The 22,215-nt window shown below is 49.6% G+C and carries 26 protein-coding genes and 1 tRNA gene; 14 read left to right on the forward strand and 13 right to left on the reverse strand.

The window, feature by feature from the left end:
• The first annotated feature begins 49 nt into the window (after positions 1-49).
• The 4 genes from ACQY8X_RS05065 (at position 50) to ACQY8X_RS05080 (ending at position 2,789) form a co-directional block, all read left to right on the forward strand.
• Entirely contained in the window at positions 50-916 is an 867-nt protein-coding gene (locus ACQY8X_RS05065; RefSeq protein ID WP_428034062.1) for a sulfurtransferase, read from the forward strand.
• Between the two features lie 35 nt (positions 917-951).
• Complete coding sequence (locus ACQY8X_RS05070) at positions 952-1,332, forward strand: MmcQ/YjbR family DNA-binding protein (RefSeq protein ID WP_428034063.1); 381 nt, start codon at positions 952-954, stop codon at positions 1,330-1,332.
• A 147-nt stretch (positions 1,333-1,479) separates the two neighbouring features.
• On the forward strand, positions 1,480-2,403 hold the full coding sequence (locus tag ACQY8X_RS05075; protein WP_428034064.1) for a Dyp-type peroxidase: 924 nt from the start codon (positions 1,480-1,482) through the stop codon (positions 2,401-2,403).
• A gap of 188 nt (positions 2,404-2,591) precedes the next feature.
• Positions 2,592-2,789, forward strand: a complete 198-nt coding sequence (locus tag ACQY8X_RS05080; RefSeq protein ID WP_428034065.1) for a hypothetical protein — start codon at positions 2,592-2,594, stop codon at positions 2,787-2,789.
• 88 nt (positions 2,790-2,877) lie between these two features.
• Here the strand turns inward: ACQY8X_RS05080 and cysK are convergent, their stop codons facing one another.
• Positions 2,878-3,846 carry a cysteine synthase A gene (gene cysK, locus ACQY8X_RS05085; RefSeq protein WP_428034066.1) on the reverse strand — a complete coding sequence of 323 codons (969 nt, stop codon included), beginning with the start codon at positions 3,844-3,846 and terminating at the stop codon, positions 2,878-2,880.
• A gap of 417 nt (positions 3,847-4,263) precedes the next feature.
• Between cysK and ACQY8X_RS05090 the strand changes: the two genes are divergently transcribed.
• Positions 4,264-4,737 carry a tetratricopeptide repeat protein gene (locus tag ACQY8X_RS05090; protein WP_428034067.1) on the forward strand — a complete coding sequence of 158 codons (474 nt, stop codon included), beginning with the start codon at positions 4,264-4,266 and terminating at the stop codon, positions 4,735-4,737.
• Positions 4,738-4,865: 128 nt separating this feature from the next.
• Here the strand turns inward: ACQY8X_RS05090 and ACQY8X_RS05095 are convergent, their stop codons facing one another.
• The 3 genes from ACQY8X_RS05095 to kdsA all read right to left on the reverse strand — a co-directional run bounded on the left by ACQY8X_RS05095 (position 4,866) and on the right by kdsA (position 9,282).
• Entirely contained in the window at positions 4,866-6,287 is a 1,422-nt protein-coding gene (locus tag ACQY8X_RS05095; RefSeq protein ID WP_428034068.1) for a DUF4139 domain-containing protein, read from the reverse strand.
• A gap of 10 nt (positions 6,288-6,297) precedes the next feature.
• Positions 6,298-8,280 (reverse strand): SUMF1/EgtB/PvdO family nonheme iron enzyme, encoded by a 1,983-nt coding sequence (locus tag ACQY8X_RS05100; RefSeq protein ID WP_428034069.1) that lies wholly within the window; start codon positions 8,278-8,280, stop codon positions 6,298-6,300.
• A 156-nt stretch (positions 8,281-8,436) separates the two neighbouring features.
• Positions 8,437-9,282, reverse strand: a complete 846-nt coding sequence (gene kdsA / locus ACQY8X_RS05105; protein ID WP_428034070.1) for a 3-deoxy-8-phosphooctulonate synthase — start codon at positions 9,280-9,282, stop codon at positions 8,437-8,439.
• A gap of 111 nt (positions 9,283-9,393) precedes the next feature.
• Between kdsA and ACQY8X_RS05110 the strand changes: the two genes are divergently transcribed.
• Positions 9,394-9,891, forward strand: coding sequence for a HugZ family protein (locus ACQY8X_RS05110; RefSeq protein ID WP_428034071.1), 498 nt, complete (start codon positions 9,394-9,396; stop codon positions 9,889-9,891).
• Positions 9,892-9,943: 52 nt separating this feature from the next.
• On the opposite strand, the gene ACQY8X_RS05115 is transcribed toward ACQY8X_RS05110, so the two are convergent.
• From ACQY8X_RS05115 to ACQY8X_RS05145, 7 genes are all read right to left on the reverse strand, one after another.
• Positions 9,944-10,144 carry a DUF2788 domain-containing protein gene (locus ACQY8X_RS05115; protein WP_428034072.1) on the reverse strand — a complete coding sequence of 67 codons (201 nt, stop codon included), beginning with the start codon at positions 10,142-10,144 and terminating at the stop codon, positions 9,944-9,946.
• 124 nt (positions 10,145-10,268) lie between these two features.
• Positions 10,269-11,237, reverse strand: a complete 969-nt coding sequence (locus ACQY8X_RS05120; RefSeq protein ID WP_428034073.1) for a GTP-binding protein — start codon at positions 11,235-11,237, stop codon at positions 10,269-10,271.
• A 181-nt stretch (positions 11,238-11,418) separates the two neighbouring features.
• Positions 11,419-11,925, reverse strand: a complete 507-nt coding sequence (locus ACQY8X_RS05125; RefSeq protein ID WP_428034074.1) for a disulfide bond formation protein B — start codon at positions 11,923-11,925, stop codon at positions 11,419-11,421.
• Positions 11,926-11,991: 66 nt separating this feature from the next.
• On the reverse strand, positions 11,992-12,633 hold the full coding sequence (locus tag ACQY8X_RS05130; RefSeq protein WP_428034075.1) for an SGNH/GDSL hydrolase family protein: 642 nt from the start codon (positions 12,631-12,633) through the stop codon (positions 11,992-11,994).
• Positions 12,634-12,700: 67 nt separating this feature from the next.
• Positions 12,701-13,363, reverse strand: coding sequence for a TIGR02466 family protein (locus ACQY8X_RS05135; protein ID WP_428034076.1), 663 nt, complete (start codon positions 13,361-13,363; stop codon positions 12,701-12,703).
• A gap of 33 nt (positions 13,364-13,396) precedes the next feature.
• Positions 13,397-13,639, reverse strand: coding sequence for a TIGR02647 family protein (locus tag ACQY8X_RS05140; protein WP_428034077.1), 243 nt, complete (start codon positions 13,637-13,639; stop codon positions 13,397-13,399).
• Positions 13,640-13,998: 359 nt separating this feature from the next.
• Positions 13,999-14,082: transfer RNA gene (locus ACQY8X_RS05145), tRNA-Tyr, on the reverse strand.
• 441 nt (positions 14,083-14,523) lie between these two features.
• Between ACQY8X_RS05145 and nrdA the strand changes: the two genes are divergently transcribed.
• From nrdA to ACQY8X_RS05175, 6 genes are all read left to right on the forward strand, one after another.
• Positions 14,524-16,788, forward strand: coding sequence for a class 1a ribonucleoside-diphosphate reductase subunit alpha (nrdA, locus tag ACQY8X_RS05150; protein WP_428034078.1), 2,265 nt, complete (start codon positions 14,524-14,526; stop codon positions 16,786-16,788).
• 102 nt (positions 16,789-16,890) lie between these two features.
• The gene (gene nrdB / locus ACQY8X_RS05155; protein ID WP_428034079.1) at positions 16,891-18,021 is read left to right on the forward strand and encodes a class Ia ribonucleoside-diphosphate reductase subunit beta; all 1,131 of its coding nucleotides are present in this window, start codon (positions 16,891-16,893) and stop codon (positions 18,019-18,021) included.
• A gap of 10 nt (positions 18,022-18,031) precedes the next feature.
• On the forward strand, positions 18,032-18,298 hold the full coding sequence (gene yfaE, locus ACQY8X_RS05160; protein ID WP_428034080.1) for a class I ribonucleotide reductase maintenance protein YfaE: 267 nt from the start codon (positions 18,032-18,034) through the stop codon (positions 18,296-18,298).
• Positions 18,299-18,751: 453 nt separating this feature from the next.
• Positions 18,752-18,892 (forward strand): DUF2986 domain-containing protein, encoded by a 141-nt coding sequence (locus ACQY8X_RS05165; RefSeq protein ID WP_428034081.1) that lies wholly within the window; start codon positions 18,752-18,754, stop codon positions 18,890-18,892.
• On the forward strand, positions 18,889-19,137 hold the full coding sequence (locus ACQY8X_RS05170; protein ID WP_428034082.1) for a VF530 family DNA-binding protein: 249 nt from the start codon (positions 18,889-18,891) through the stop codon (positions 19,135-19,137). Before ACQY8X_RS05165 ends, ACQY8X_RS05170 begins: the two co-directional genes overlap by 4 nt.
• Before the next feature lie 848 nt (positions 19,138-19,985).
• A complete protein-coding gene (locus tag ACQY8X_RS05175) occupies positions 19,986-20,273 on the forward strand; it encodes a hypothetical protein (protein ID WP_428034083.1) in 288 nt (95 codons plus the stop codon).
• A 56-nt stretch (positions 20,274-20,329) separates the two neighbouring features.
• Here the strand turns inward: ACQY8X_RS05175 and nth are convergent, their stop codons facing one another.
• A complete protein-coding gene (gene nth / locus ACQY8X_RS05180; protein ID WP_428034084.1) occupies positions 20,330-20,962 on the reverse strand; it encodes an endonuclease III in 633 nt (210 codons plus the stop codon).
• A gap of 236 nt (positions 20,963-21,198) precedes the next feature.
• Here nth and ACQY8X_RS05185 point away from each other — a divergent pair, with 236 nt between their 5' ends.
• Both ACQY8X_RS05185 and ACQY8X_RS05190 read left to right on the forward strand, forming a co-directional pair.
• Positions 21,199-21,534, forward strand: a complete 336-nt coding sequence (locus ACQY8X_RS05185) for a hypothetical protein (protein WP_428034112.1) — start codon at positions 21,199-21,201, stop codon at positions 21,532-21,534.
• 93 nt (positions 21,535-21,627) lie between these two features.
• The gene (locus ACQY8X_RS05190; RefSeq protein WP_428034085.1) at positions 21,628-21,909 is read left to right on the forward strand and encodes a DUF6172 family protein; all 282 of its coding nucleotides are present in this window, start codon (positions 21,628-21,630) and stop codon (positions 21,907-21,909) included.
• A 91-nt stretch (positions 21,910-22,000) separates the two neighbouring features.
• Here ACQY8X_RS05190 and ACQY8X_RS05195 read toward each other — a convergent pair whose 3' ends face one another.
• The gene (locus ACQY8X_RS05195) at positions 22,001-22,129 is read right to left on the reverse strand and encodes a hypothetical protein (RefSeq protein ID WP_299199124.1); all 129 of its coding nucleotides are present in this window, start codon (positions 22,127-22,129) and stop codon (positions 22,001-22,003) included.
• Positions 22,130-22,215: the final 86 nt, after the last annotated feature.

The following is a 22,215-nucleotide window of genomic DNA, read 5'->3' on the forward strand; positions in this document are numbered from 1 at the left end:
TTTATCTCTTGTTAAGACTTATCTCTTGTTAAAAGAGGTGCCGGGTTCAATGGATGAAGGAGAGGAACGGATGTTTACCACACTGATATCAGTTGCTGAACTGGATACGCTACTTCAGGCAGACCCGGCAGCAACGGTTGTACTCGACTGCCGCTCCTATCTGACGGCACCGGAAAAGGGTGAGGCGGTTTATCGCGAAGGCCATCTTCCGGGGGCGGGCTATCTGCATCTTGAAGAGGATCTCTCGGCGCCGATAACCCCTCAGAGTGGTCGTCATCCACTGCCTGATTTAACAAAACTCGCTCAGACTTTTCGTTCTCGTGGGGTGAGCAAAGAGACTCAGGTGGTGGTCTATGATGATTGTGGTGGTGCCATGGCTGCACGTGCCTGGTGGTTGTTCCGCTTGCTGGGGCACCGGCAGGTGGCGGTGCTGGATGGCGGTTATCCCGCCTGGCTTGCCGCAGGTCTGGCAGTGACCGATCGGCTGCCTTCTCCAGTCCCTGGAACCTTTGTCGCCGAGCCGGAAATGTCGCTGATCCTCCCTCTTGAACAGGTTGCCGGGTCTGTATCTGCAGGGCTGCTGATTGATGCCCGAACCCCTGAACGTTTTCGCGGTGAGCAGGAACCGATCGATCCCATTGCCGGGCATATTCCCGGTGCAGTTAATCGTCCTTTACAGCTCAACCTGACGGCAGAGGGGCTGTTTAAGTCCGCTGAACAGTTGCGCCAGGAGTGGCTTGGCTTTCTCACAGGCTATCAGCCTCAGCAGGTTGCCCATTATTGTGGTTCCGGGGTGACGGCCTGCCATAATCTACTGGCGATGGAACATGCCGGGCTGCACGGGGCGAAAGTCTATCCGGGCTCCTGGAGCGAGTGGATTCGCGATCCATTGCGGCCTGTGGCAAGTGGTGAATAAGCACCTGCAAAGCGCACTTTTACAGGCGGAATCCTATGGACTATCAGGCAACCCGTAACTATATGCTTAGTCGTCCCGAAGCCTGGGAAGACTTTCCCTTTTATCCTAATATTGCGGTGATGAAAGTGCGCAACAAGATGTTTGCGACGCTGTCTGTCGATGCCGGTATAGCACAGATGAATCTCAAGTGTGATCCTGCAGAGGCGCAGATGTTGCGCGACGTGTTTAGCGCCGTGTTGCCTGGCTACCATATGAACAAACGGCACTGGAACACCGTTTTGCTGGATGGCAGTATTCCCCGCGGAGAGTTAGAGCGAATGATTGATCGCTCTTATGCTCTGGTGGTTAAAGGGATGAGCCGTAAAGAACGTCTGCCGCTGGAGCTGCAATATGGTTGTGAGGTGTTATACCGTTAGCTTCGGACAGTCTACAGGCATGGATTTATTCAATCGCCCCGCTTGATAAGCCATTCGTGACCAGCGGCGCAGACTTTCTATATTGGGCTTTCTTTCAGTGGCCAGATTTATATACTGGGTTGAGTTTTACACGATATGGAGTGCGCTATGACCCGTTTTCAGTCAGGTGTTATTGCTGAGGCTAACACCGATGCCTTGTTTATAACCCTGAATATCTCCCGCTCAGCTGAGGCTGTGGATAAGCTACGCATGTTTTTGGCACAGATCCCCTCAACGGAGTCTCAGTTTCGACAACGTTACCCTGAAGCAGATCTGCATATTACCGTTGCCATCGGCAGTGAGTACTGGGATCTGCTTAGTCCGGATCAGCGTCCAGCGCAGTTAACCGGCTTTCCCGTCTTTAGCAATAAAGAGATCACTACACCGCATACGCCGGTTGATCTGTTGTTGCATATCCGCTCGGAACGCCACGATCTTAACTATGAAGCCAGTGTTCTGTTAACCGAGCGCCTGGGAAGTGATGCAACCCTGGTGGAAGAGAACCATGGTTTTCGCTATCTCGACAGCCGCGATCTGACCGGTTTTGTTGACGGTACGGAAAACCCGGAAGGGGATGACCGTATTGTGGTTGCTGTGGTGGGTGATGAAGACCCTGCATTCAGCGGTGGTAGCTATATTCATCTGCAACGCTATGAGCACGATCTGAAGGCCTGGAATAGGATAACGGTTAAACAGCAGGAAGATATTCTGGGCCGGACTAAAGCGGATAACGAAGAATATGCCAGTGAAGATAAAGCCGCATTTGCGCATACCAGGCGCACTTCTCTGAAGGACGCAGAGGGTAATTCTATTGAGATTCTGCGTCACAGTATGCCGTATGGTGACCTGAGCAAAAAGGGGCTGATGTTTGCCGCCTATGGTCGCTCACCAGAGCCTTTTACCAAAATGCTTGAAAGCATGATCCTGGGTGATGAGCAGGGTAATTATGATCATCTGATGAACTATACGACGGCGGTGACGGGGCAGGCATTTTTTGCCCCCTCTGCGGACTGGTTGGAACAGCAGGGTTAGTTCTTGCGGTCATGAGATTGACTGAAATCTGTCATGAGTTTGTCAAACGGACACAATAGACTACACTTTAGGGATTGGAAAATTCCAGAGGACTAAGCGGCAGTTCCATATTTTTGTAGCTCACGCAGATGAGCGCAGTTCAGGGACTGAAAAAGTAGAGTGCAAATATAAGAAAAGCGGAGCCGATTATGCAAAATGAGGCGATAACACGAACGATTGCTGTATTGGGCGTTGATGGTGAGAACTTTGAAGTGGATGGCCACTTCAATGGGGATGAGCGTAAGGCTCGTTGGTACACCGTCAAGAAACTAAGTGATGGCCGTACATTTGTTGACCATCTGCCAACGTTTCCCAGCCATGAAGAGATTCGGAGAATGGTGTCCTGAAGATCATCATGCAGATAAGAAAAAACCGGGCCTAGCCCGGTTTTTTTTATAAGGCCGTTTTAATGCAAAGGCCATTTTCCGACAGAGCTTATTGTACTAACTCGTTATCGCTGAAGATCCCTTCAAACAGAGGGGTGGAGAGGTAACGTTCACCGGAGTCGGGCAGAACCACGACAATCATCTTATCTTCATTGCCCGCTTGGGCGGCAACCTGAACCGCAGCACTCAGGGCAGCACCGCAGGAGATACCGGCCAGGATACCCTCTTTCAGCATCAGCTGACGGGCCATCTCGATAGCGTCCTCATTGGATACCTGCTCAACCTGGTCGACAATGGATAGGTCGAGGTTCTTAGGCACAAAGCCCGCACCGATCCCCTGTATTTTGTGAGGCGAGGGTTTCAGCTCTTCACCATTAATGGTTTGAGTGATAACCGGCGAAACCGTAGGTTCGACCGCCACGGTGGTAATCGCTTTTCCCTGTTGCTGCTTAATATAGCGAGAGATACCACTGATGGTGCCTCCTGTGCCGACACCCGCCACCAGAATATCAATCTGGCCATCGGTATCGTTCCAGATCTCCGGGCCGGTGGTTTTTTCATGGATCGCAGGGTTCGCGGGGTTTTCAAACTGTTGCAGCATCAGATGGCTTTGTGGATCGCTGTTAACGATCTCCTGTGCTTTTTCAATCGCCCCTTTCATCCCCTTGGCGGGTTCTGTCAGTACGATCTCTGCCCCCAGCGCTTTCATCAGTTTACGACGTTCCAGGCTCATTGAAGAAGGCATTGTCAGTGTCAGCTTATAACCCCGGGATGCAGCTACAAATGCCAGTGCCACACCGGTATTTCCGGAGGTGGGTTCAACCAGGGTCATGCCGGGTTTCAGACTGCCATTTTCTTCTGCCGCCCAGATCATGTTGGCGCCGATACGACACTTAACCGAGCCTGCCGGGTTTCGGCTTTCCAGCTTGGCGTAGATTTTTTTTCCAGGCGCTATTCTGTTCAGGTGGACCAGCGGTGTTTGGCCGATTGTCAGGGAGTTATCTTCAAATATTTTCATAGGGGTACCTGTAACAACTTAAAAAATCGGCCGCAGGCGTAGTCTGCAAGTTTTTATACTCTTATCAGAGGGCTTTGCTTTGGCCGTGCTCAAAGGTTGATTGTATTGGTTTAATTATATTCCTTTGGGATATAAAAAATTGATTTTTATATCCAAACTGATACTGATTTAAGCGCAATAACTGCTTTATAGCAAGTCTCAGGAGTGCTCATCGCGGTCGTTTTTCTATGGCTGTAAACGGTTAGTGATTCTAAGATCTTAGCAACCCGGGTTAAATCAGCTATGCTGTTTAAACACCGGGCTGATATACGCATTTAAATATCATGCAGGGTGTTTATCCTTAGTGTTTATCGGTTTTAATATTAGAATATTCTGATATTGTGTCGACTCTGATCATCTATTTCCTAAGGTATTCCGATGCGTTTGTTTATGACATTGATAGCTCCTCTGCTGGGCTGGTTCGCTTTCCAGCTATTTCATCTGCCAATCCTGAAACGTTCTAAGGCTAAACATCGTTTTGTCATGAAGCTGTTTCGTTATGCTGCGGATTATGGCAGCGTGCGTGCGTTGTCCGTGTATGGGCATCTGTTACATTTTCGTGGAGAGGGGATGACCAACCGGATACAGGGGTTGATTTATCTGGAACGGGCGGCAGAAAAGGGCGATAGTAAAGCCGCTTACCAGATGGGAAAAATTTTTGAAGAGGGCTATCAAACCTATCCGGCCGACCCTGTTAAAGCGGTCAAATATTATCGTCAGTCAGCTGAATCCGGACATATTCTGGCTGTCAGACGGATGGTCGATATCTGTAGTAATGGTGAACTGGAGCAGGAAAAGTCTGGTATTGATGCGGCCTATTGGCTGAATCAGCTGGAAGCGGGTCGTTACTGAGCGGTTATCAAATAGAACGCTGTTTGAAGGATCTTTCTGGCAGGTAAGCGTGCCCCGGCTTGGCTGCCGGGGCGGATGGTAGCCGATTATTGGTTGTAGACTATCGACGGAGAGTTGAGCGCGCAGAATTACTTCTGCAGGTTTTTCAGTTCGGTTTTAAATTCCAGACGGGTGCTACCGTTAGCCGGTACACTGATGTTCCAGCGTAGCTGACTGGCGTTAACCCGCTTATAGGGTTGATTGCTTTCAGTTACCTTCCAGTCCTGATGGAAATTGGCGGTGATCTCAATCTGTTTGTTCTGTTCGCTACTATTACTTAGCAGTAGCTCATAGCCGTTCAGAAAGCTGTCATAAGTTTTCTCAAACAGGCTTTGCTGCTGCCTGATTGTCAGGTCGAACGCTTTACCGATTGGCAGCTCAACCGTCTGCCCCTTGCTGCTGTTCTGAATCGTGGCGCTGCCGATAAAGTGGCGCAAACCCTCTGCATCAGGGCTGAACACTCTTGCGATGCCCGCCGGAAGCGGAAATCCGAGTCCCGCTGTTTCATCGTTGATAAAGCTGATATTGATATCCGGCTTTTGCTCATAGGTTTGACGATCCAGTGACGGATACACCTCAAACTGATAGCGATAACTTTTCTTTGCCGCCACTTTATCAGCACTGATCAGACTGACCTGTTTCGTCTGTCCATTCAACAGGCTTGCCCGCTGGGGCAGTTGGTACAGCTGATAATCCTGAAATGATTGCGGTGCACCGCTGTCTGCCATCGATTCCGCCATCAGCATGACGCTTTTCTGGCGCAGCATTGGTACTGGCGACTGATTCACCTGGCCGGCCATCAGTAGCACTTTGCTGTTGTGAAAGTCGACTCCGGTGTTGTTGTTCAGCGTTGCCAGGCCGTCGAGTTTAAGCTGGTCGCCTGGGCTGTTGAGAACCAGCGCGTAATCCATCTGCCAGCTGAGCCCCTGGGTCAGATAGGTCAGTACGGCATCACCGGCTTTTGCCGTGCCGCCTGAACGGATCTCCAGGCTTGGCCGGGATTGCATCCCCTCCGGCAGCACCGGGAAGATAAAGCGCCAGCCTTGCTGGTTGACCGGAATGGTTTCGATTCGTCCCTGATATTCAACCAGCGCCTGGTTGCCGTCAGAGCTCAGTAGCCGGGCATCGGAGATTGTTTCACTACCACTGACGCTGTTAAAACGGGCCAGCTGCACCATCTTGCCGGTATAGGCGTTGAGCAGTGCGTAGACGGATATGAGGTTATTGTTAAGGTTCTGCTCGAGAATCTTACCGGCATTCTCCACCTGCAGCGTCTGGCTCATAATCTGATGGCTGACATCCCGGATATAGAGGGTCTGACCCTGATTGATGCGGGGCAGACTACGGACATCTCTGACTAATCCAAGATCCTGGTTATACAGGGTGATGCTCAGGTCTTGTTGCTTTTCAGAATCAACGCTCAGTGGCGTCGCGTGAACTGCGCCACTGCTGGCTAGTGCACTCAGTAGCAGGGTCGCCGAAAGGCGGGCGGGTGACAGGGACTTAAGCATCAACTATTCCTCAGTTGGTTTTATCGGTCAGGTCGAGTGCTATACGAAATCCCCAGCTGTTTTTGCTGCTGTCCGGCAGATAGCGGTAGCGGCTGGATGAACGGATTACCCGACCAATATCGAACCAGGAACCGCCGCGCATAACGCGAAATTCGCAGTCACCTTCGATCATGGCGGAGCCATCCGTTGGCGCACCGAAATAGGAGTCCTGATAGCAGTCCTCAACCCATTCATCGACGTTACCACTCATATCATGAATGCCCCATGAATTAGGAGGGAAAGACGCCACAGGAGCGGTTTTCTTGCCATCCCATTCAGTACCACATTCACTACAGACGGCACGATCTGGTTCCAACTGGTCGCCCCACCAGTAGTTACTATCGGTGCCTGCCCGGGCAACATATTCCCACTCGGCCTCTGTTGGCAGGCGGTAAGGTTGCCCTGTCAGCAGGGCCAGCCATTGTGCATAGGCTTTGGCATCCTTCCAGCTGACATTGATCACCGGGCGGTTGCCACGTCCCCAGCCCTCATCGCTGGGCAGTGGACGACCCATAGAGCGAGCGTAGTAATCATAATCATTGAAGGTTACCTCATTGCGTGACAGTGCAAACCGGTGGCTGATCGTTACCTGATGTGTCGGTAGCTCGTTATCGTCACCGACCAGTTTCTGATCGCCCATGGTAAATCTGCCGCGGGGGATGATAATCATCTGTGGCGCTTTAAAGCCATCATCCAGTTGATCGGTGAACACGGTTAATTTATCCGGATCAGCAAACTTCATGCTCATCAGCTCTTTATTCAGCCCGTTGGCTTCATCAGTCTTACTTTTTAGTTCCGCCTGTAAGGTCGCGGTCTCTATGGTTCGTTGCTCGCGTTCAGTCCGCAGGGTTTGCTGCAGGATTACACTATCTTCCTGAGTTTTGTGCAGCTTTTCCCGGGTCTGACTCAGGGCCAGCTCCGCTTCGTTGGTGTTTTGTAATCCAATCACAAAGGCGATCGCAAAGCCCAGCAAAAAACCGGTGCTGAAAATGAGCGCGGGCACTGTCCAGCCGGGCGCAGTGAATGACCATCGTCGTCGATTTCCGCCGTCATCTTCCTGCAGCGGTTCGGGAATTTCGTCATCCGGGGGCAGCTCTTTTTTCTCGCTGGCTTCAATCAGATGTTTGAACAGCAGGGAAGCCTGGTGGGGGCGCTCTTCCGGATCAGTTGCAAAAGCGGATTGCAGAATTTGCCACTGCTCCGGGTTCAGCGCGGCTGGCTTTTTCAGCTCTTTACGTACCCGGGTTGGTTCATCTTCTGTGACCAGAAATGGCGCTTTGCCGCTGAGCAGGTGATAGACAATACAGGCGAAAGAGTAAATGTCTGCTGCGGCCGTGACCGGATTGGGATGAAAGCTTTCAGGTGCCTGGTAGGCCAGATGTGAGGAGGGGGTATTACTCATCTCATCGGCGATGGTCATGGCATCATTGAAGGCAAAATTAGCCAGCTTTACGCCACCCTGTTTATTGATAAACACTGATTCAGGGCAGATCGCTTTGTGCGGTTGTCCTGCTGCGGCATGGGCTGTATCTATCGCTGTCGCCAGTTGCTGTAACAGACCTTTTTTCTGATTGTCTTTGAGCTTGTTGGCCTGCCCACTGTTGAGCAGTTTTTCCAGAGTCAGACCATCCATCAGCTCTATGGCAAAAAACAGTAACGCACCCTTGTGGCGGAACATGCCGTAATATTCTGCCAGGTGGGGGTGCTTTAATTTTTTGCTCAGCACAATGTGCTTTTGTGCTGAGTCGATAAAGCCATCATGTTTTAGCAGTGCAGGATCAAAAATCTGTAGCGTGACCGGTATCGAGCGGCTGGTAGAGAGATCCTCGGCATACCATAGCTGGCCAAACCGGTTGGTTTGAAACTGGGTTGTCAGCCTGAACTGGTGATGATCCGGCCCGATGATCTGACCGACTTCCAGTCCGTCGTAGATTTGGTCGCTTGGTGAAGCCATTCCTGTGCACCCTTGATCGAAAGTCCTGATGAGTCTGTTCGATGATAGAGTATGACTAACAAAGAGTTAAGTGCCAAGGTTGCCAAAACGGCAGGTATATTGGCTGATTTATCGGAGGCGTGCACCGGGCGACCCCTTTCAGGGTCGCTGCAGCGTTTATTCGGTAATCAGTGGGGGAAAACTTTTTACCAGTTCATCGACCGCTTTCATCTGGGCCAGATAGGGTTCCAGCTTAGCCAGTGGCAGGGCGCAGGGGCCGTCGCATTTGGCCTGGGTTGGGTCCGGGTGTGCCTCGAGAAAGAGCCCGGCGATCCCCTGAGCAAGGCCTGCCCTTGATAGCTGTGCAACCAGCGCCCGGCGACCATCGGCTGAGTCGCTTCTGCCGCCTGGCATCTGCAAGGCATGGGTAGCATCGAACATAACCGGATAGCCCATCTCTTTCATGATGGAGAAGCCCAGCATATCAACCACCAGATTGTTATATCCAAAGCTGCTGCCGCGTTCGCACAGAATCAGATTGCTGTTACCCGCTTCTTCACACTTATTAAGGATGTGGCGCATCTCCTGCGGCGCGAGGAACTGGGCTTTCTTGATGTTAATGACGGCCCCGGTCTCTGCCATCGCCTGCACCAGGTCGGTCTGGCGGGAGAGAAAAGCTGGCAGCTGAATGATATCGCAGACTTCTGCAACCGGAGCTGCCTGATAGGGTTCGTGCACATCGGTGATCAGAGGCACTTTGAAGGTCTCTTTAATCTCCTGCAGGATTTTCAGACCTTCATCCAGACCTGGCCCGCGGAAAGAGGTCAGGGAGGAGCGGTTGGCTTTATCGAAAGAGGCTTTAAACACATAGGGGATATTCAGTCGGGTAGTGACTTCCACGTAATGCTCTGCGATCTGCATCGCCAGATCTCTGGACTCCAGAACATTCATGCCGCCAAACAGAACCATTGGCATTTCGTTTGAGATGGAGATATCCCCGGCTTTCACCACTTTCTGTTGCATATTCACAAATCCTGTCAGTTTTAATACGCTGCTGATTATACGTTAATCTGCTGTGCAATGGAGTATATTTATAGGCAGTCAGGTTAAGCCTTAAGGGGGTTGGAGGTGGTGATGTCAGGGCAGCAACAGGAAGACCGTCAGGCATGTGAACAGTTGGATCATTTACTGCAATCCAGTAAAACGGTGCAATTGGCAACTCAGGGTGATATTGGCCCTGAGGCAAGCTATTCGCCCTTTGTTTTCAGCCGGGGGAGTCTGTATATCTTTGTCAGTCAACTGGCAAGTCATACGCTCAATCTGATGCGCTCCCCTGTTGCCGGGGTTATGCTGATTGAGGATGAAGCAAACAGTCGCAATCTGTTTGCCCGAAACCGTATTACGCTGCAGTGCCATGTGTGTGAGATTTTGCCTGATGACAGCGGGTATGAGCCGATAATGGTTCTCTACCGGGAGCGACATGGCCCAACTGTCGATCTGTTGCGTACCCTGCCAGATTTCAGACTATTCCGGCTGATTCCGCAACAGGGGCGTTTAGTGATGGGCTTTGGCCGGGCCTTTATCATCGAGATGCCCGATTTTCGGCTTCAGCCTATCGCCCCAGCAACTTAACAATGCTGATTGTTCCGTTGTGATTGTAACGTTGAATAGCGATTGTAGAGGGTCACCCCTCTATCATGTAAACGACCACAGACTTCACCAGAAACGCTGCCAGACCCAATCCCAGTGCAAAGAACAGCACGGCGGTGCCAAATTTGCCAGCGTTCGACTTTTTTGCCAGATCATAGATGATAAAGAATATATACGCGGCAAACACGGTGATGCCGACGTTGAGAGATATTGCTTCAATTTCTGCCAGACGCACAGGCTGAGTCCTTTAGTTATAAGTTGGAGTGTCTTCGATTGTAAACGGTCACGAATTGTACAGATTGGAAACGTGAATGTGCAATCGCCCGGGCAGGTTTTTACAGAATGTTTTCGATATAAGCTTATGCGTCACAGCTGGATACCGGTTGTCGTTGACCCCATTGCAGCAGATTATCGACCTCTTGTTTGAGTGCGAACAGACTGAGTTGTCCACTGCAAAGGATCCCTAGCCGCTGTTGCTGCGCGACCATTACCATGTAAAAACCCGCTGATGGAGTGTCCAGCGTGAAACTTTCAACCGCGCCAAAGTCGTCTATCCGTCGGCGTTTGGCAGGAATCTGGCGCGTAAATTTGAGAAGTTCCTGCAACTGCTTGTTGTTCAGGGAGCAGTATTCAGGCTGGTTGTTACTATTAAGTAGTGCGGTGCCGCTTACTGCAACGAGACTCTCGATCTCCTGTATTAGCTCCGGGGTAAACTGGGGATAATGTGAGGCCGTCGAATGCCGCTTTTCGGGGCTTATCTTCTCTTCGGTCTGCCTGGCCTGGGAAGCCGCTTCAATGGTTGTGTCTGGCCTGAGGATTTCATCGATCAACAGGTGGATGTCGTCAGGGCGCCGGGCGTCGATAAAAAACACCGGGGCTTTAATATCCAGTTCCGTTAGCCAGCAGGCATAATCGGCCTGGGTTGGGGTTGGTACCAGGTCGCTTCCGGTGATACCAATGACCAGACGTGTATTGGGGTTATAAATTCTGAAGTTATGCAGATAGAACTCAAGGTCTTTACGGGGATAGTGACGGGCATTATCCAGTAGCATGATGTGTCCGCTGCAATCCTGGGCCAGTTCGGTTGAAACCATCTCCCACATAAAGCGAAAACGTTCCTGTCCCGGTGTCCCATAAAGGTGGATTCGCTGGCCATCCCTCTGTAGAAGAGCATAATCCATGGCCACCGTGGTTCTGCTTTTACGCCGCAGGGCGCTGTCAGAGATGCGTGCTTCGGTGGTTGCAGCGTTGTTGTTGGTAACCGTAGCAATAGCCGTGGTTTTTCCCGCCCCCACCGGGCCGAAGAAGACTATTTTGGGATCTTTCATCGTGATAGGGGGCCGTCATGTTGACTGACCCCTCAGCCTCATCTCTTCTAGCGGGTTGCTGCTGGAGGATCCCGATCCCTGCACGGTCCAGCTTGTCTTAAGTCAGTTCCCTCTGGCTAGGTTGTCAGTATAAAAATTGAGCATCAGGATATAAGCTGTCGCTTTAGTAATCAAAGCTTTATTACGCTTTTTTAGACAGAGTGTAGGTCGCCAATAGCGTGGTTATGATTGCCAGTGGAGCTGCGACCATCAGTGCTTCAGCCATGGTGATGCCGAACAACAGGTCGGGCGTCCAGCCACACAGCTCCCAGGGTTCAAATACCGCGGGAAACCATCTGTCCAGTGCAAACCAGTCGGGCAGTCCTGCCCCCATGGTGCAGCTACCCTCAATCAGGTTGCGTTCAATTGCGAAGGTCATCCAGGAACGCTCACTGAAGCCTACTGCCGCAACAACGGTCAGAAGGCTGATGAGAATACTGAGTGGACGGTTGTTACGACACATGAGCCCCAGCACACCCAGTAGAATAAAGGCCATCACCCAGATGCGCACATGGATACAGAGTACACAGGGGCCATAGTTCAGACCGTATTGATAATAGAGTGCGATGCTTTCCATGGCGATACCGGAAAAAATCATAGCCAGCCAGTACCACTGGCTGCGGAAAAAACAGCTGAGCGCGTTGAACATTGAAAATCCTGTACTAATTATGGTGAATAGTGGCTGGTCTGATCTGCAGTTACAGCAGAAGTTCAGTTAGCGGCCCACTATATCCTCTACCACCGCTTGAATCGAGAGGGCCAGCTGCTGATGCTGGTCAAGATCCAGATGGATGCCGTCAACTCTGCTGGCACTGACAACAGTGCCTGCATCAAAGAAATGACACAGGGAATCAGCGGCTATTTTTTTCAGTGCCTGGTTAAATCCGACCCACTTGTCTTTAGCCCCTCTGAACTTAGCTGCAATACTGCCTTTCGGTTCGATAATCGGGGGCGGGCATACGATCAAAATATCGGGCACCGGCATGCCGGGCTCTATCGGTGCCTGACGAATAGTCTGCACCAGCGTAGCAACGCCCTGAGCGGCTTCCGCAGCGGTAAAAACATGCGGGCTTTGAAAATCATTATTACCCAGCATAATGATCACCAGCTCAAGTGGTGAACTGATTTCGATGCTCTGCTGCAGTCTCTGTAGACCGTTACGTCCCGGTTTAAACGGGTCATTGAGCACTGTTCTGCGGCCGTTGAGGCAATCCTCAATTACCCGGATCTGCGAGCCATTCTGGCAGAGCAATTGTTCGAGTTTGCCGGGCCAGCGTTGATGAAACTCAAAGCGTTTACGTGTATCGGGGATGATGCCCCAACTGAGGGAGTCAGCGTAAACCAGAATCTGTTTCACCGGATTGTCTCCTGCTAGCTGTGTCGGCAGATGTTTATATGGGAATACGTGCTTCGGGTAAGCTGTGTTATTCCTGAAAATGGATCTGACTGTTAAACGCGATAATAACCCGATCTTTCTGACCAAAATAGGGCATTGCTGCATGCTTCAGGTAGGAGGGGAAAATAACCACCTGGCCTTCAACTGCGGCGAAATCCCAACTGCCGGTGCCGTTAAGGTAGGCCGTGCCTGCATCAAGATACTGGTCAGCCCCATGGCGAGGGTCATAAAAGCGGTTTATGCCGTTACGGCTTTGGATATCGCACTCCCCGGCATCGATGTAGTAGATACCACACCAGGAGCAGTTTGGATGCGCATGGGTATCATGGTAACCGCCGTTCTCCGTGACGTGAAACCAGGACTCAATTATATCAGCACGGGCCTGTGCCCCTTCTGGCCAGAACGGTTCATTAACGGCGCTGGCGACAGTGACCAGCATATCTTCAATAAATCCCCGAAGGTCAGTAATAATAGGTTCTGGCCGCTGTAGCAGATCCAGCGTGCTTTCATAGAGAGCGTGTTTGGCTGTTGGGGCAACTTCGCTCTCTATGGCGAGTTGTTGCTGGTCACGTAATCCATAGATCAGCTCTAACAGAGGTTCCCGGATGGTGTTGTGCAGCGGGTTCTGCACGGTGAACATCTGGGTTTCCCAGACGCTGATGTCTTCTATGAGGATATCTTGCTGATCCATGGATTAAGTTCTTATGCCAGTTCTTATGGGTTGCTATTTTGGAGCGTTGAGTATGTTTAACAGCGCATGCGCCTGATCGGCAGCCTCATGCCCAAGAGGGGTCAGATAACCACCATCAAACAGTGTGATCAGTTTTTTATCAAACAGGCGTTGCGTGGCATCAACCAGCTCTTGTGCGGCGATGTCCTGATGTACTTTAAGTCCCTGATGGTCACTGCTCTGGCTAAAGCGAATGAGCATATTGATCTCTTCCTGAATGTCGTTTGTCAAAGGCATATTGTTATTCTCCAGCTGCTTTTCATATTTTCCACACATTGGCACAGGATAACGGCAAGGTACAGAGGGTGGAGGGAATAAATATGCGGGTTATTGATTTGAGACGGTTTTTAAAAAAGGGGCTGGTTGTTATGCCGGCTATGATGTGTGTTTTATTGAGCAATGAGTAATGAGCAACGTTTTGGTCTGAGCGGAGCGTCTGGTGGACTATCGTTGTGGCAGGAGCGCGCAACGTTGTCTTCGTTCGCAGGCTCACTGCGACTCGAACCACGTCGGTGGTTCTCACCCACCCCTTGCCCATAAATTTCAGATACAAAAAAGCCCCGTGGGTAAACGAGGCTGTTTTGTTTTGTATTCGATGGTGGTGGGGGGTGGATTCGAACCACCGAAGCTCGCGCGTCAGATTTACAGTCTGATCCCTTTGGCCACTCGGGAACCCCACCACAAGGAGCGCGTATACTATTGATTTGTCCCTTCACTGTAAAGCGAAACAGACAATCTTTTTTCACGCCATGAGAGGTCTTTTTGACCATTATCAAAATTTATAGCTATTTCATTTTTAATTAAAATTATTCTTCTTTTTGAGGATTTTTCTGGAGCGCCGATGGCACGGGCGTCTGAGCAATTTTTACTGTTTGACTACACCCATAAAAACGCAAAATCAAGTATTGTAATTAAGTTGTTTATCACTATATTTAGTGCCTATTGTTTAGGTGCGCACAACATATAGTGTGCATGATGTGGTGTCGGCACACGTGGCTGGCCGAGCTGAGTGAGCATTAGGGAATTCGGGGCTTTGACGCCTAATAGCCCGGATTTCACGCTGAAAAGGTTCAGTTAAGAAACCTTAGAAAATCTGATTTTTTCATACTTGGGAAAGCGAAATGCAGGACATATTGGTAACGAAACGGGATGGTCGTCAGGAAAAACTGGACCTTGAAAAAATTCACCGAGTCGTTATCTGGGCCGCCCACGGGCTTCAGAATGTCTCCGTCTCACAAGTTGAGCTGAAAGCTCATATCCAGTTTTACGATGGCATCAAAACCGCCGATATCCATGAAACCCTGATTAAGTCTGCGGCCGATCTCATCTCTGAAGATGCCCCCGATTATCAGTATCTGTCGGCTCGCCTGGCGATTTTCCACCTGCGTAAACGTGCTTTTGATAGTTTCGAACCGCCGCACCTTCTGACCCATGTGGCGAAGATGGTTGATGCTGGCCGCTATGATAAGCATCTGATGGAAGACTACAGCGAAGCTGAGTTTAATCAGCTGAACGAATATATCGACCACAGCAGAGATATGAACTTCAGCTACGTTGCCGTTAAGCAGCTGGAAGGTAAGTATCTGGTGCAAAACCGGGTAACCCATGAGATCTACGAGAGCCCGCAGATTCTCTATATGCTGGTATCCGCCTGTCTGTTTGCCAACTATCCGAAAGATACCCGGCTGGAATATGTCAGACGTTTCTATGATGCCTGTTCACTGTTTAAGTTGTCGTTGCCTACACCGATTATGGCTGGTGTGCGGACTCCCACCCGTCAGTTCAGTTCCTGTGTGCTGATTGAATCCGGTGATTCGCTGGATTCCATCAACGCTACTGCCAGTGCGATTGTGAAATATGTCAGTCAGCGTGCCGGTATCGGTATCAACGCCGGTCGTATCCGTGCGCTGGGCAGCCCTATCCGTGGTGGTGAAGCGTTCCATACCGGTTGTATCCCGTTCTACAAGTATTTCCAGACGGCGGTGAAATCCTGCTCTCAGGGCGGCGTCCGTGGGGGCGCAGCGACACTGTTCTATCCGCTGTGGCATCTGGAAGTTGAGTCACTGTTGGTGCTGAAGAACAACCGCGGCGTAGAAGAGAATCGCGTACGTCATCTGGATTATGGTGTGCAGCTGAACAAGCTGATGTACACCCGACTGATCAAAGGTGGTGATATCACTCTGTTCAGTCCTCATGAGGTGCCTGGCCTGTACGATGCATTTTTTGCCGATCAGGAAGAGTTTGAACGTCTTTATGTTCAGTATGAGCAGGATGCGTCGATCCGTAAGCGGACCATCAAGGCGGTTGAACTGTTTGGTATTCTGGCGTCAGAACGCGCTTCTACCGGGCGTATCTATATTCAGAATGTGGATCACTGTAATACTCACAGCCCATTTGATCCTAAGGTTGCACCGGTTAAACAATCGAACCTCTGCCTTGAGATCGCGCTGCCGACTAAACCGCTGAACGATGTTAATGATCCGGAAGGTGAGATTGCGCTGTGTACCCTGTCGGCCTTTAACCTGGGGGCTCTGGAAAATCTGGATGAGCTGGAAAATCTGGCGGATCTGATTGTGCGGGCACTGGATAGTCTGCTGGATTATCAGGATTACCCGATCGAAGCGGCCCGTACTGCATCGATGAACCGCCGTACGCTGGGTGTAGGTGTTACCAACTTTGCTTACTATCTGGCGAAAAATGGTGTGCGTTACTCAGACGGTTCGGCCAATGGCCTGGTGCACAAAACCTTTGAGGCGATTCAGTATTACCTGTTAAAAGCGTCAAATCAGCTGGCGAAAGAGCAGGGGCCTTGTAAGTTGTTCAAGGAGACGAATTACGCCAAAGGTATTTTGCCGACCGACACTTACAAGCGTGAAGTGGACGAGTTCTGTGATGAGCCGCTGCACTATTTCTGGGAAACACTGCGCGAAGATATCCGTGAGTTTGGTTTGCGTAACAGCACCCTGACGGCACTGATGCCGTGTGAAACCTCTTCTCAGATTACTAACTCGACTAACGGTATTGAACCACCACGGGGTTATGTCAGCGTTAAAGCCAGTAAAGATGGTGTGATGAAGCAGGTGGTACCGGAATATGCTGAGCTCAAAGATGATTACGAGCTGCTGTGGCAGATCCCTACCAACGAGGGCTATCTGCAGCTGGTGGGTATCATGCAGAAGTTTGTCGATCAGTCTATCTCGGCCAACACCAACTATGACCCTACCAAGTTCCCTGGCGATAAGGTGCCGATGAAGCAGTTGTTAAAAGATCTGCTGACCGCCTATAAGTATGGTGTTAAAACCCTCTACTACCATAACACCCGTGATGGTGCGACCGACCAGCATGAAGATATGAGTGGTTGCGAAAGTGGTGCCTGCAAGCTCTGATTGATCGCAGTGCCGACTGCGTAAAAGATTTCAGGCCGGTGGCAAACCCACCGGCAATCAGTTTTGACCTCCCTGCCAGCAGGGTAAGAGTATTGATGCAACATGCTATATTCAACGTTTGATCCGACTTTCAACGATGCTACCAAAGAGCCGATGTTTTTCGGCCACAATGTCAACGTCGCCCGTTATGACAAACAGAAATACCCAATTATTGAAAAGCTGATTGAGAAGCAGCTGTCGTTCTTCTGGCGTCCGGAAGAGGTTGATCTGTCAACCGACCGTAAAGATTTTATGGTGATGCCCGAACACGAGAAGCATATCTTTCTCAGCAACCTGAAATATCAGACACTGCTGGACTCGGTACAGGGGCGTTCACCCAATATTGCGTTTCTGCCCATTGTGTCGCTGCCAGAGCTGGAAACCTGGCTGGAAACCTGGTCCTTCAGCGAGACGATTCACAGTCGTTCCTATACCCATATTATTCGTAATATCCTCACCGAGCCTTCTGAAGTCTTTGACACGATCGTCACCAACGAAGAGATCGTTAAACGGGCGCGCAGTGTCACCCGGCTGTATGATGAACTGATCGAATTAACCAATGTTTATATGATTCAGGGGCCGGGTGTTCATACCATCAATGGCGAAACCTATGATGTCAGTATGTATAACCTGAAGACCAAACTCTATCTGACGCTGGTATCAGTTAACGTGCTGGAAGCGATCCGTTTCTACGTCAGCTTTGCCTGCTCATTCGCCTTTGCCGAACGGGCCATCATGGAAGGTAACGCCAAGATTATTAAACTGATCGCCCGTGACGAAGCACTTCATCTCACCGGCACTCAGTTTATGCTGAACGTTCTGGCGTCCGGTTCTGATGACCCTGAGTTCAAACAGATTGCCAAAGAGTGTCAGCCTCAGGTGTATGAGATCTTTCGCGAAGCGGCCGAGCAGGAAAAACAGTGGGCGGAGTATCTGTTTAAAGATGGCTCTATGATCGGTTTGAACGCCCGCATCCTTTCGGACTATGTGGAATATATTACTAACGTGCGGATGAAAGCGCTGAATCTGGATGAACTGTTCCCGGCTAAGCAAAATCCGTTGCCATGGATGAATGCGTGGCTGGTCAGCGACAATGTGCAGGTTGCACCGCAGGAAGCAGAGATCAGTTCGTATCTGGTAGGAGCAATCGATAATGAAATGGGTGAAGACGACTTCGACGGTTTCGACCTCTAAGGAACGGGTCATGTCAGGAATACCAAGAATAAAGGTCAATAATTTCAGTACCTTCTATTATCAGTATGAATATTCTCTGCTGGACTCGCTGGAGGCACAGGAGATTCCTGTGGCCTATAACTGCCGGGGCGGCTATTGTGGCTGCTGTCGGGTTCGTTTACTCGACGGCGAAGTAGAAGAGGTTCAGGACCCCCTTTATGACACGGTAGGCGATGAGATTCTCGCGTGCTGTAATAAGCCTGTTTCTCATGTCGAGATTGAGCTGCTGGAGGACTGATTCAGTCTGAGGCTATTTTGTCGACCGTTATGACCTGTTTCTGTTTGATCGTTTCCCGAACCGGTAACGATTACTGATGCAGCCACCGGGGCGTTTCTCAAAAAGTTTTTAACAGGTTAAAAAATATTCAGTCAGCCTGTGGATTGTGCATTGCACAATCCACTGTTCGATGCAACTGAATGTTCATAAGTTATTGAAAGTACAAGCGGTTGAGCTGAGGAGATGCTTTTGTAAGCAATTTGTTACAGACCCCGTATCATCGTCTATACAGGCATTTACTAAAAAGTAATTCACTGAGTTATCCACAGAATATGTGCATTACACGACGCGCTTTAAACCGTCGCCCGTGGTGTCATTATGGCGTTCGCAAAACTCTCTTCTGAACTCTGAGCAAAACTCAGATAGAATGTGTTTTTACCTAAGATCGGTTCAACATCCTCAGGTTCAGCAACGATGAATAGAAAGAAGAAACTAAACAGTATTTTGAAAAAGCGCGCGAAAAAGGCGAATGCAAAGTTACACGTATCCAGTAAACCCCGTTATATATCCAAAGATGAGCGTGCCAAGATGGGTCTTGAGGATGCTGAAGCATGACTGGCGGGCAGAAAAATAACCCCTTACACGGAGTCACTCTTGAGCAGATCGTGACCGATTTGCACGCAGAGTTTGGTTGGGAAGAGTTGGGCCGGCGGATCAGCATTCGCTGCTTTCAAAGCGATCCGAGTATTAAATCCAGCTTGAAGTTTTTGCGTAAAACCCCCTGGGCGCGTGAAAAGGTAGAGCAGTTGTGGATTCTGCTACAGGAGCGCAGGACAATCTGGAACCGCCCGGTATCCTGATTTCCCCTGTAGCCCGCAACTATTTTCCGCCGTCTTAAACCCCCCGTTTGTTACTGTCGCATTAGTATGAGTCGCCTTTTCTCTGCAGAAGGGGGGCGTTTCTAAATCAGCCCTCTTGGCAACGCTGAACCTGTGAGGCTGCAGGATCAGTAATCTGCCTGATGTAGTCTGTCAGATATATTCTCTGTTATGGCATTACCGCTTCAGATCATGTCTGGTTGCTATCCTGAGATAGCAACTTATGTTCAGAACCAGATACTTCTGCTCTGCTTTAACCAGCGGGTTGTTGTGCCCTGAAAAGAATCAGAGAAACTAAGCTGCCAGAGTGCTCTGAGTTGTGATATCGGGGATAACGGTTGTCAGTAAAGTGATACAAAAAAGCGTGTTAGTAACTACTTTCGTTTTAGCCGTTGAAACAGCGGCTTTAATCAAATTGCAATATTTAATTCACAGCAGAAATAAATATTTTTGAGAGGTATGTCAGAAATAAGATAAGCGTTTTCTAAATACTTGTTGAATTACATAACTTATTGAAATATATGATATAAAAATTGCTTGTCGTTTATGTGAACGATTTGTTTCCGGGCCAATAACCACGGGAGTTTTAGCAAACTACCCCAATACTATTCACAGTTTTATCCACAGAAATTGTGTACAACTATTGCGGTTGATAACTGTGCTTTCGGGGGAATATCTAAGGTTACTGACGCTGAAAAATGACAGTCAGATGAAATGTAAATGATGAGTTTGCTTGCGATGATCCCGGTCAATTTCCAGCCTTCTTAAACCTATTAAAGTGCATTCATTGCTGATGAACCCGTCTTGTCTGCAAAACTGTCGGAGGGGCTATGAAACTTACCAATGAGGATACTCAGGAAGCTATTCGTTGGATCAATGAGCAGTTTGACCGCAATGGTCGTTTTCCTGTGCGCTGTACTTTGAATGAATGCACCAACTATGGGATAACTCTCCAGCATGTGAAGGCCTATAAGGACTGGAGCAAAACCCCCTCAACCAACGATGCGATAAACGGCTGGGTGAGCAGTTGGCTCAGTCCTGATGAGGTTGACCAGCTTCGGGGGCGTTGCCAGAAAACACAAACATTGGTTTTTCATCGAACGCTGATAAAGCGGTGATGTAAATATGGATAGTAAAAGGGCACATGGGGCGCCGGGCGGTTGAGTCGGCAGGGCTATTCTGTTTTATCTTTATATTCACACAGATCTTCTATCAGGCAGGAACCGCATCTGGGCTTACGGGCAACACAGGTATAACGGCCGTGGAGAATCAGCCAGTGGTGAGCATCAATTAAAAACTCCCTGGGGACAAAACGCATCAGTTTCTGCTCTACCTCAAGGACATTCTTACCCGGTGCGATCTTAGTCCGGTTTGATACTCTGAATATGTGAGTGTCGACGGCCATGGCTGGCTGCCCAAATGCAGTATTGAGAACCACGTTGGCGGTTTTTCGACCGACGCCGGGCAGTGCTTCAAGTGCTTCGCGGTTGTCAGGCACCACAGAATCATGCAGATCAATCAGCATTTTGCACGCTTTAATTATATTCTCGGCTTTAGCGTTATAGAGTCCGATGGTTTTTATATACGTCTTCAAACCATCGACACCCAGTGCATAGATCGCTTCCGGCGTATTCGCAACCGGGAACAATTTTCGGGTTGCTTTATTTACCCCCACATCGGTAGCCTGGGCTGACAGTGTCACAGCTACCAGCAGCTCAAATGGATTGCTGTATTCCAACTCGGTGACGGGGTTGGGGTTAGCTTCCCGCAGGCGGGAGAATATCTGGTGACGTTTTGCGGCGTTCATAACTTCCCGGATAACTATTGCTGTTGAGGGGAGCTATGTTAGCGGGGACGGATCCCCGGGGCAACTGATCAGAGGGTTCTTCCAGGACTCAACGCTATGCAGTTGAAATCTGCCGGATAGCGCTTTGGTGTTATAGTAATTGATAGAACATCAAGGCTATAGTTTGGTTGTCTGGAATTTTATATGGGTTCTGTGAATATTATTTATACGGTTAGAATAGATGACTAGTGTATATGGTGGGTAGTTTGCCTCTGTCAGAGGATAAAAAGCTGGTGGTCACCTATCGGGTTGAGGCTGGTTGTCTGGGGCCTGAGGGGGGATCTCTGGTTGCGGCGTTTTGCGACTTTGCGCAGCAGAGTATCGAATCACTGGATTGTGACCTGATAAGCTGGAATATCATTCCCCGAAACAGTAAAACCGATCTGGAAATAGAATATAATGTTGTCGGTAAAAGAATAAGCTACTCTCAGGCTGCACGATATTTAGAACTTTTCGGCAGAACTCCTGATGAACTCGAAGTCCATCTGAGCGAAAGAATAGCACTCTATATAGAGGATTTTATGAATCGTTAGCTGTTATTACGCTCCGGTTCCGATATTCTCATCTGATACCTATAGCCGTACGGTCATGATCGGTCCGCACCTGTTACCCTTAATGGAATCACAATGAAAAAGACGTTTCACTTAACGCACCCCAAGCTCAGCGTTCCCCGGCATGTTGATGCTATCAAGCATGAAGTTAAGAAATATATAAGACGAGAACGCAACAAGGCGCTGCCAGAAAATGCAGACTTCTGGGACTTTGACTGTCGTTTCGGAACTGATGAGGCTAGCTGTGAAGTGATCCATCTGTCTGAGATCAATAAAAAAATCTCTGAGATCGAAGCGCAACAGCTGGAATCCTTTTATCTGGAAATTCTGGCAAAGCCGGGGAAGAAGCCGGTTTAATCCGCAAACGAATAAAAAAGCGACACTAAAGTCGCTTTTTTATTATCAGATTAACCCCAATATCATCTGTCTGCCGGATGATTGACCCGGCTTAATGACTCCGGTGCTCACCCAGCAGACCGACGGATTCCACCTTATCTCGTTTCGCTGCTTTTTTTTCTTTCTGCGTCAGGAGAGGCTTTTTCTTCGACTCTTTTTTACTGTTCTTATCTTTGCTCATTTTAGTGCTCCAGGAAATATTGAATATTTACAGAACAACCACAACCACTCCTTGTTCATCAGGCCAATCATCGTGTTGCTGATGAG

The organism is Amphritea sp., from assembly GCF_050300915.1.
Lineage (GTDB): Bacteria > Pseudomonadota > Gammaproteobacteria > Pseudomonadales > Balneatricaceae > Amphritea.

Bases quoted from the DNA above. Each gene is read 5' to 3' on its own strand.
- ACQY8X_RS05065 (WP_428034062.1), top strand. From the start codon at position 50: ATGGATGAAGGAGAGGAACGGATGTTTACCACACTGATATCAGTTGCT.
- ACQY8X_RS05070 (WP_428034063.1), top strand. From the start codon at position 952: ATGGACTATCAGGCAACCCGTAACTATATGCTTAGTCGTCCCGAAGCC.
- ACQY8X_RS05075 (WP_428034064.1), top strand. From the start codon at position 1,480: ATGACCCGTTTTCAGTCAGGTGTTATTGCTGAGGCTAACACCGATGCC.
- ACQY8X_RS05080 (WP_428034065.1), top strand. From the start codon at position 2,592: ATGCAAAATGAGGCGATAACACGAACGATTGCTGTATTGGGCGTTGAT.
- cysK (WP_428034066.1), bottom strand. From the start codon at position 3,846: ATGAAAATATTTGAAGATAACTCCCTGACAATCGGCCAAACACCGCTG.
- ACQY8X_RS05090 (WP_428034067.1), top strand. From the start codon at position 4,264: ATGCGTTTGTTTATGACATTGATAGCTCCTCTGCTGGGCTGGTTCGCT.
- ACQY8X_RS05095 (WP_428034068.1), bottom strand. From the start codon at position 6,287: ATGCTTAAGTCCCTGTCACCCGCCCGCCTTTCGGCGACCCTGCTACTG.
- ACQY8X_RS05100 (WP_428034069.1), bottom strand. From the start codon at position 8,280: ATGGCTTCACCAAGCGACCAAATCTACGACGGACTGGAAGTCGGTCAG.
- kdsA (WP_428034070.1), bottom strand. From the start codon at position 9,282: ATGCAACAGAAAGTGGTGAAAGCCGGGGATATCTCCATCTCAAACGAA.
- ACQY8X_RS05110 (WP_428034071.1), top strand. From the start codon at position 9,394: ATGTCAGGGCAGCAACAGGAAGACCGTCAGGCATGTGAACAGTTGGAT.
- ACQY8X_RS05120 (WP_428034073.1), bottom strand. From the start codon at position 11,237: ATGAAAGATCCCAAAATAGTCTTCTTCGGCCCGGTGGGGGCGGGAAAA.
- ACQY8X_RS05125 (WP_428034074.1), bottom strand. From the start codon at position 11,925: ATGTTCAACGCGCTCAGCTGTTTTTTCCGCAGCCAGTGGTACTGGCTG.
- ACQY8X_RS05135 (WP_428034076.1), bottom strand. From the start codon at position 13,363: ATGGATCAGCAAGATATCCTCATAGAAGACATCAGCGTCTGGGAAACC.
- ACQY8X_RS05140 (WP_428034077.1), bottom strand. From the start codon at position 13,639: ATGCCTTTGACAAACGACATTCAGGAAGAGATCAATATGCTCATTCGC.
- nrdA (WP_428034078.1), top strand. From the start codon at position 14,524: ATGCAGGACATATTGGTAACGAAACGGGATGGTCGTCAGGAAAAACTG.
- nrdB (WP_428034079.1), top strand. From the start codon at position 16,891: ATGCTATATTCAACGTTTGATCCGACTTTCAACGATGCTACCAAAGAG.
- yfaE (WP_428034080.1), top strand. From the start codon at position 18,032: ATGTCAGGAATACCAAGAATAAAGGTCAATAATTTCAGTACCTTCTAT.
- ACQY8X_RS05165 (WP_428034081.1), top strand. From the start codon at position 18,752: ATGAATAGAAAGAAGAAACTAAACAGTATTTTGAAAAAGCGCGCGAAA.
- ACQY8X_RS05170 (WP_428034082.1), top strand. From the start codon at position 18,889: ATGACTGGCGGGCAGAAAAATAACCCCTTACACGGAGTCACTCTTGAG.
- ACQY8X_RS05175 (WP_428034083.1), top strand. From the start codon at position 19,986: ATGAAACTTACCAATGAGGATACTCAGGAAGCTATTCGTTGGATCAAT.
- nth (WP_428034084.1), bottom strand. From the start codon at position 20,962: ATGAACGCCGCAAAACGTCACCAGATATTCTCCCGCCTGCGGGAAGCT.
- ACQY8X_RS05190 (WP_428034085.1), top strand. From the start codon at position 21,628: ATGAAAAAGACGTTTCACTTAACGCACCCCAAGCTCAGCGTTCCCCGG.
- ACQY8X_RS05195 (WP_299199124.1), bottom strand. From the start codon at position 22,129: ATGAGCAAAGATAAGAACAGTAAAAAAGAGTCGAAGAAAAAGCCTCTC.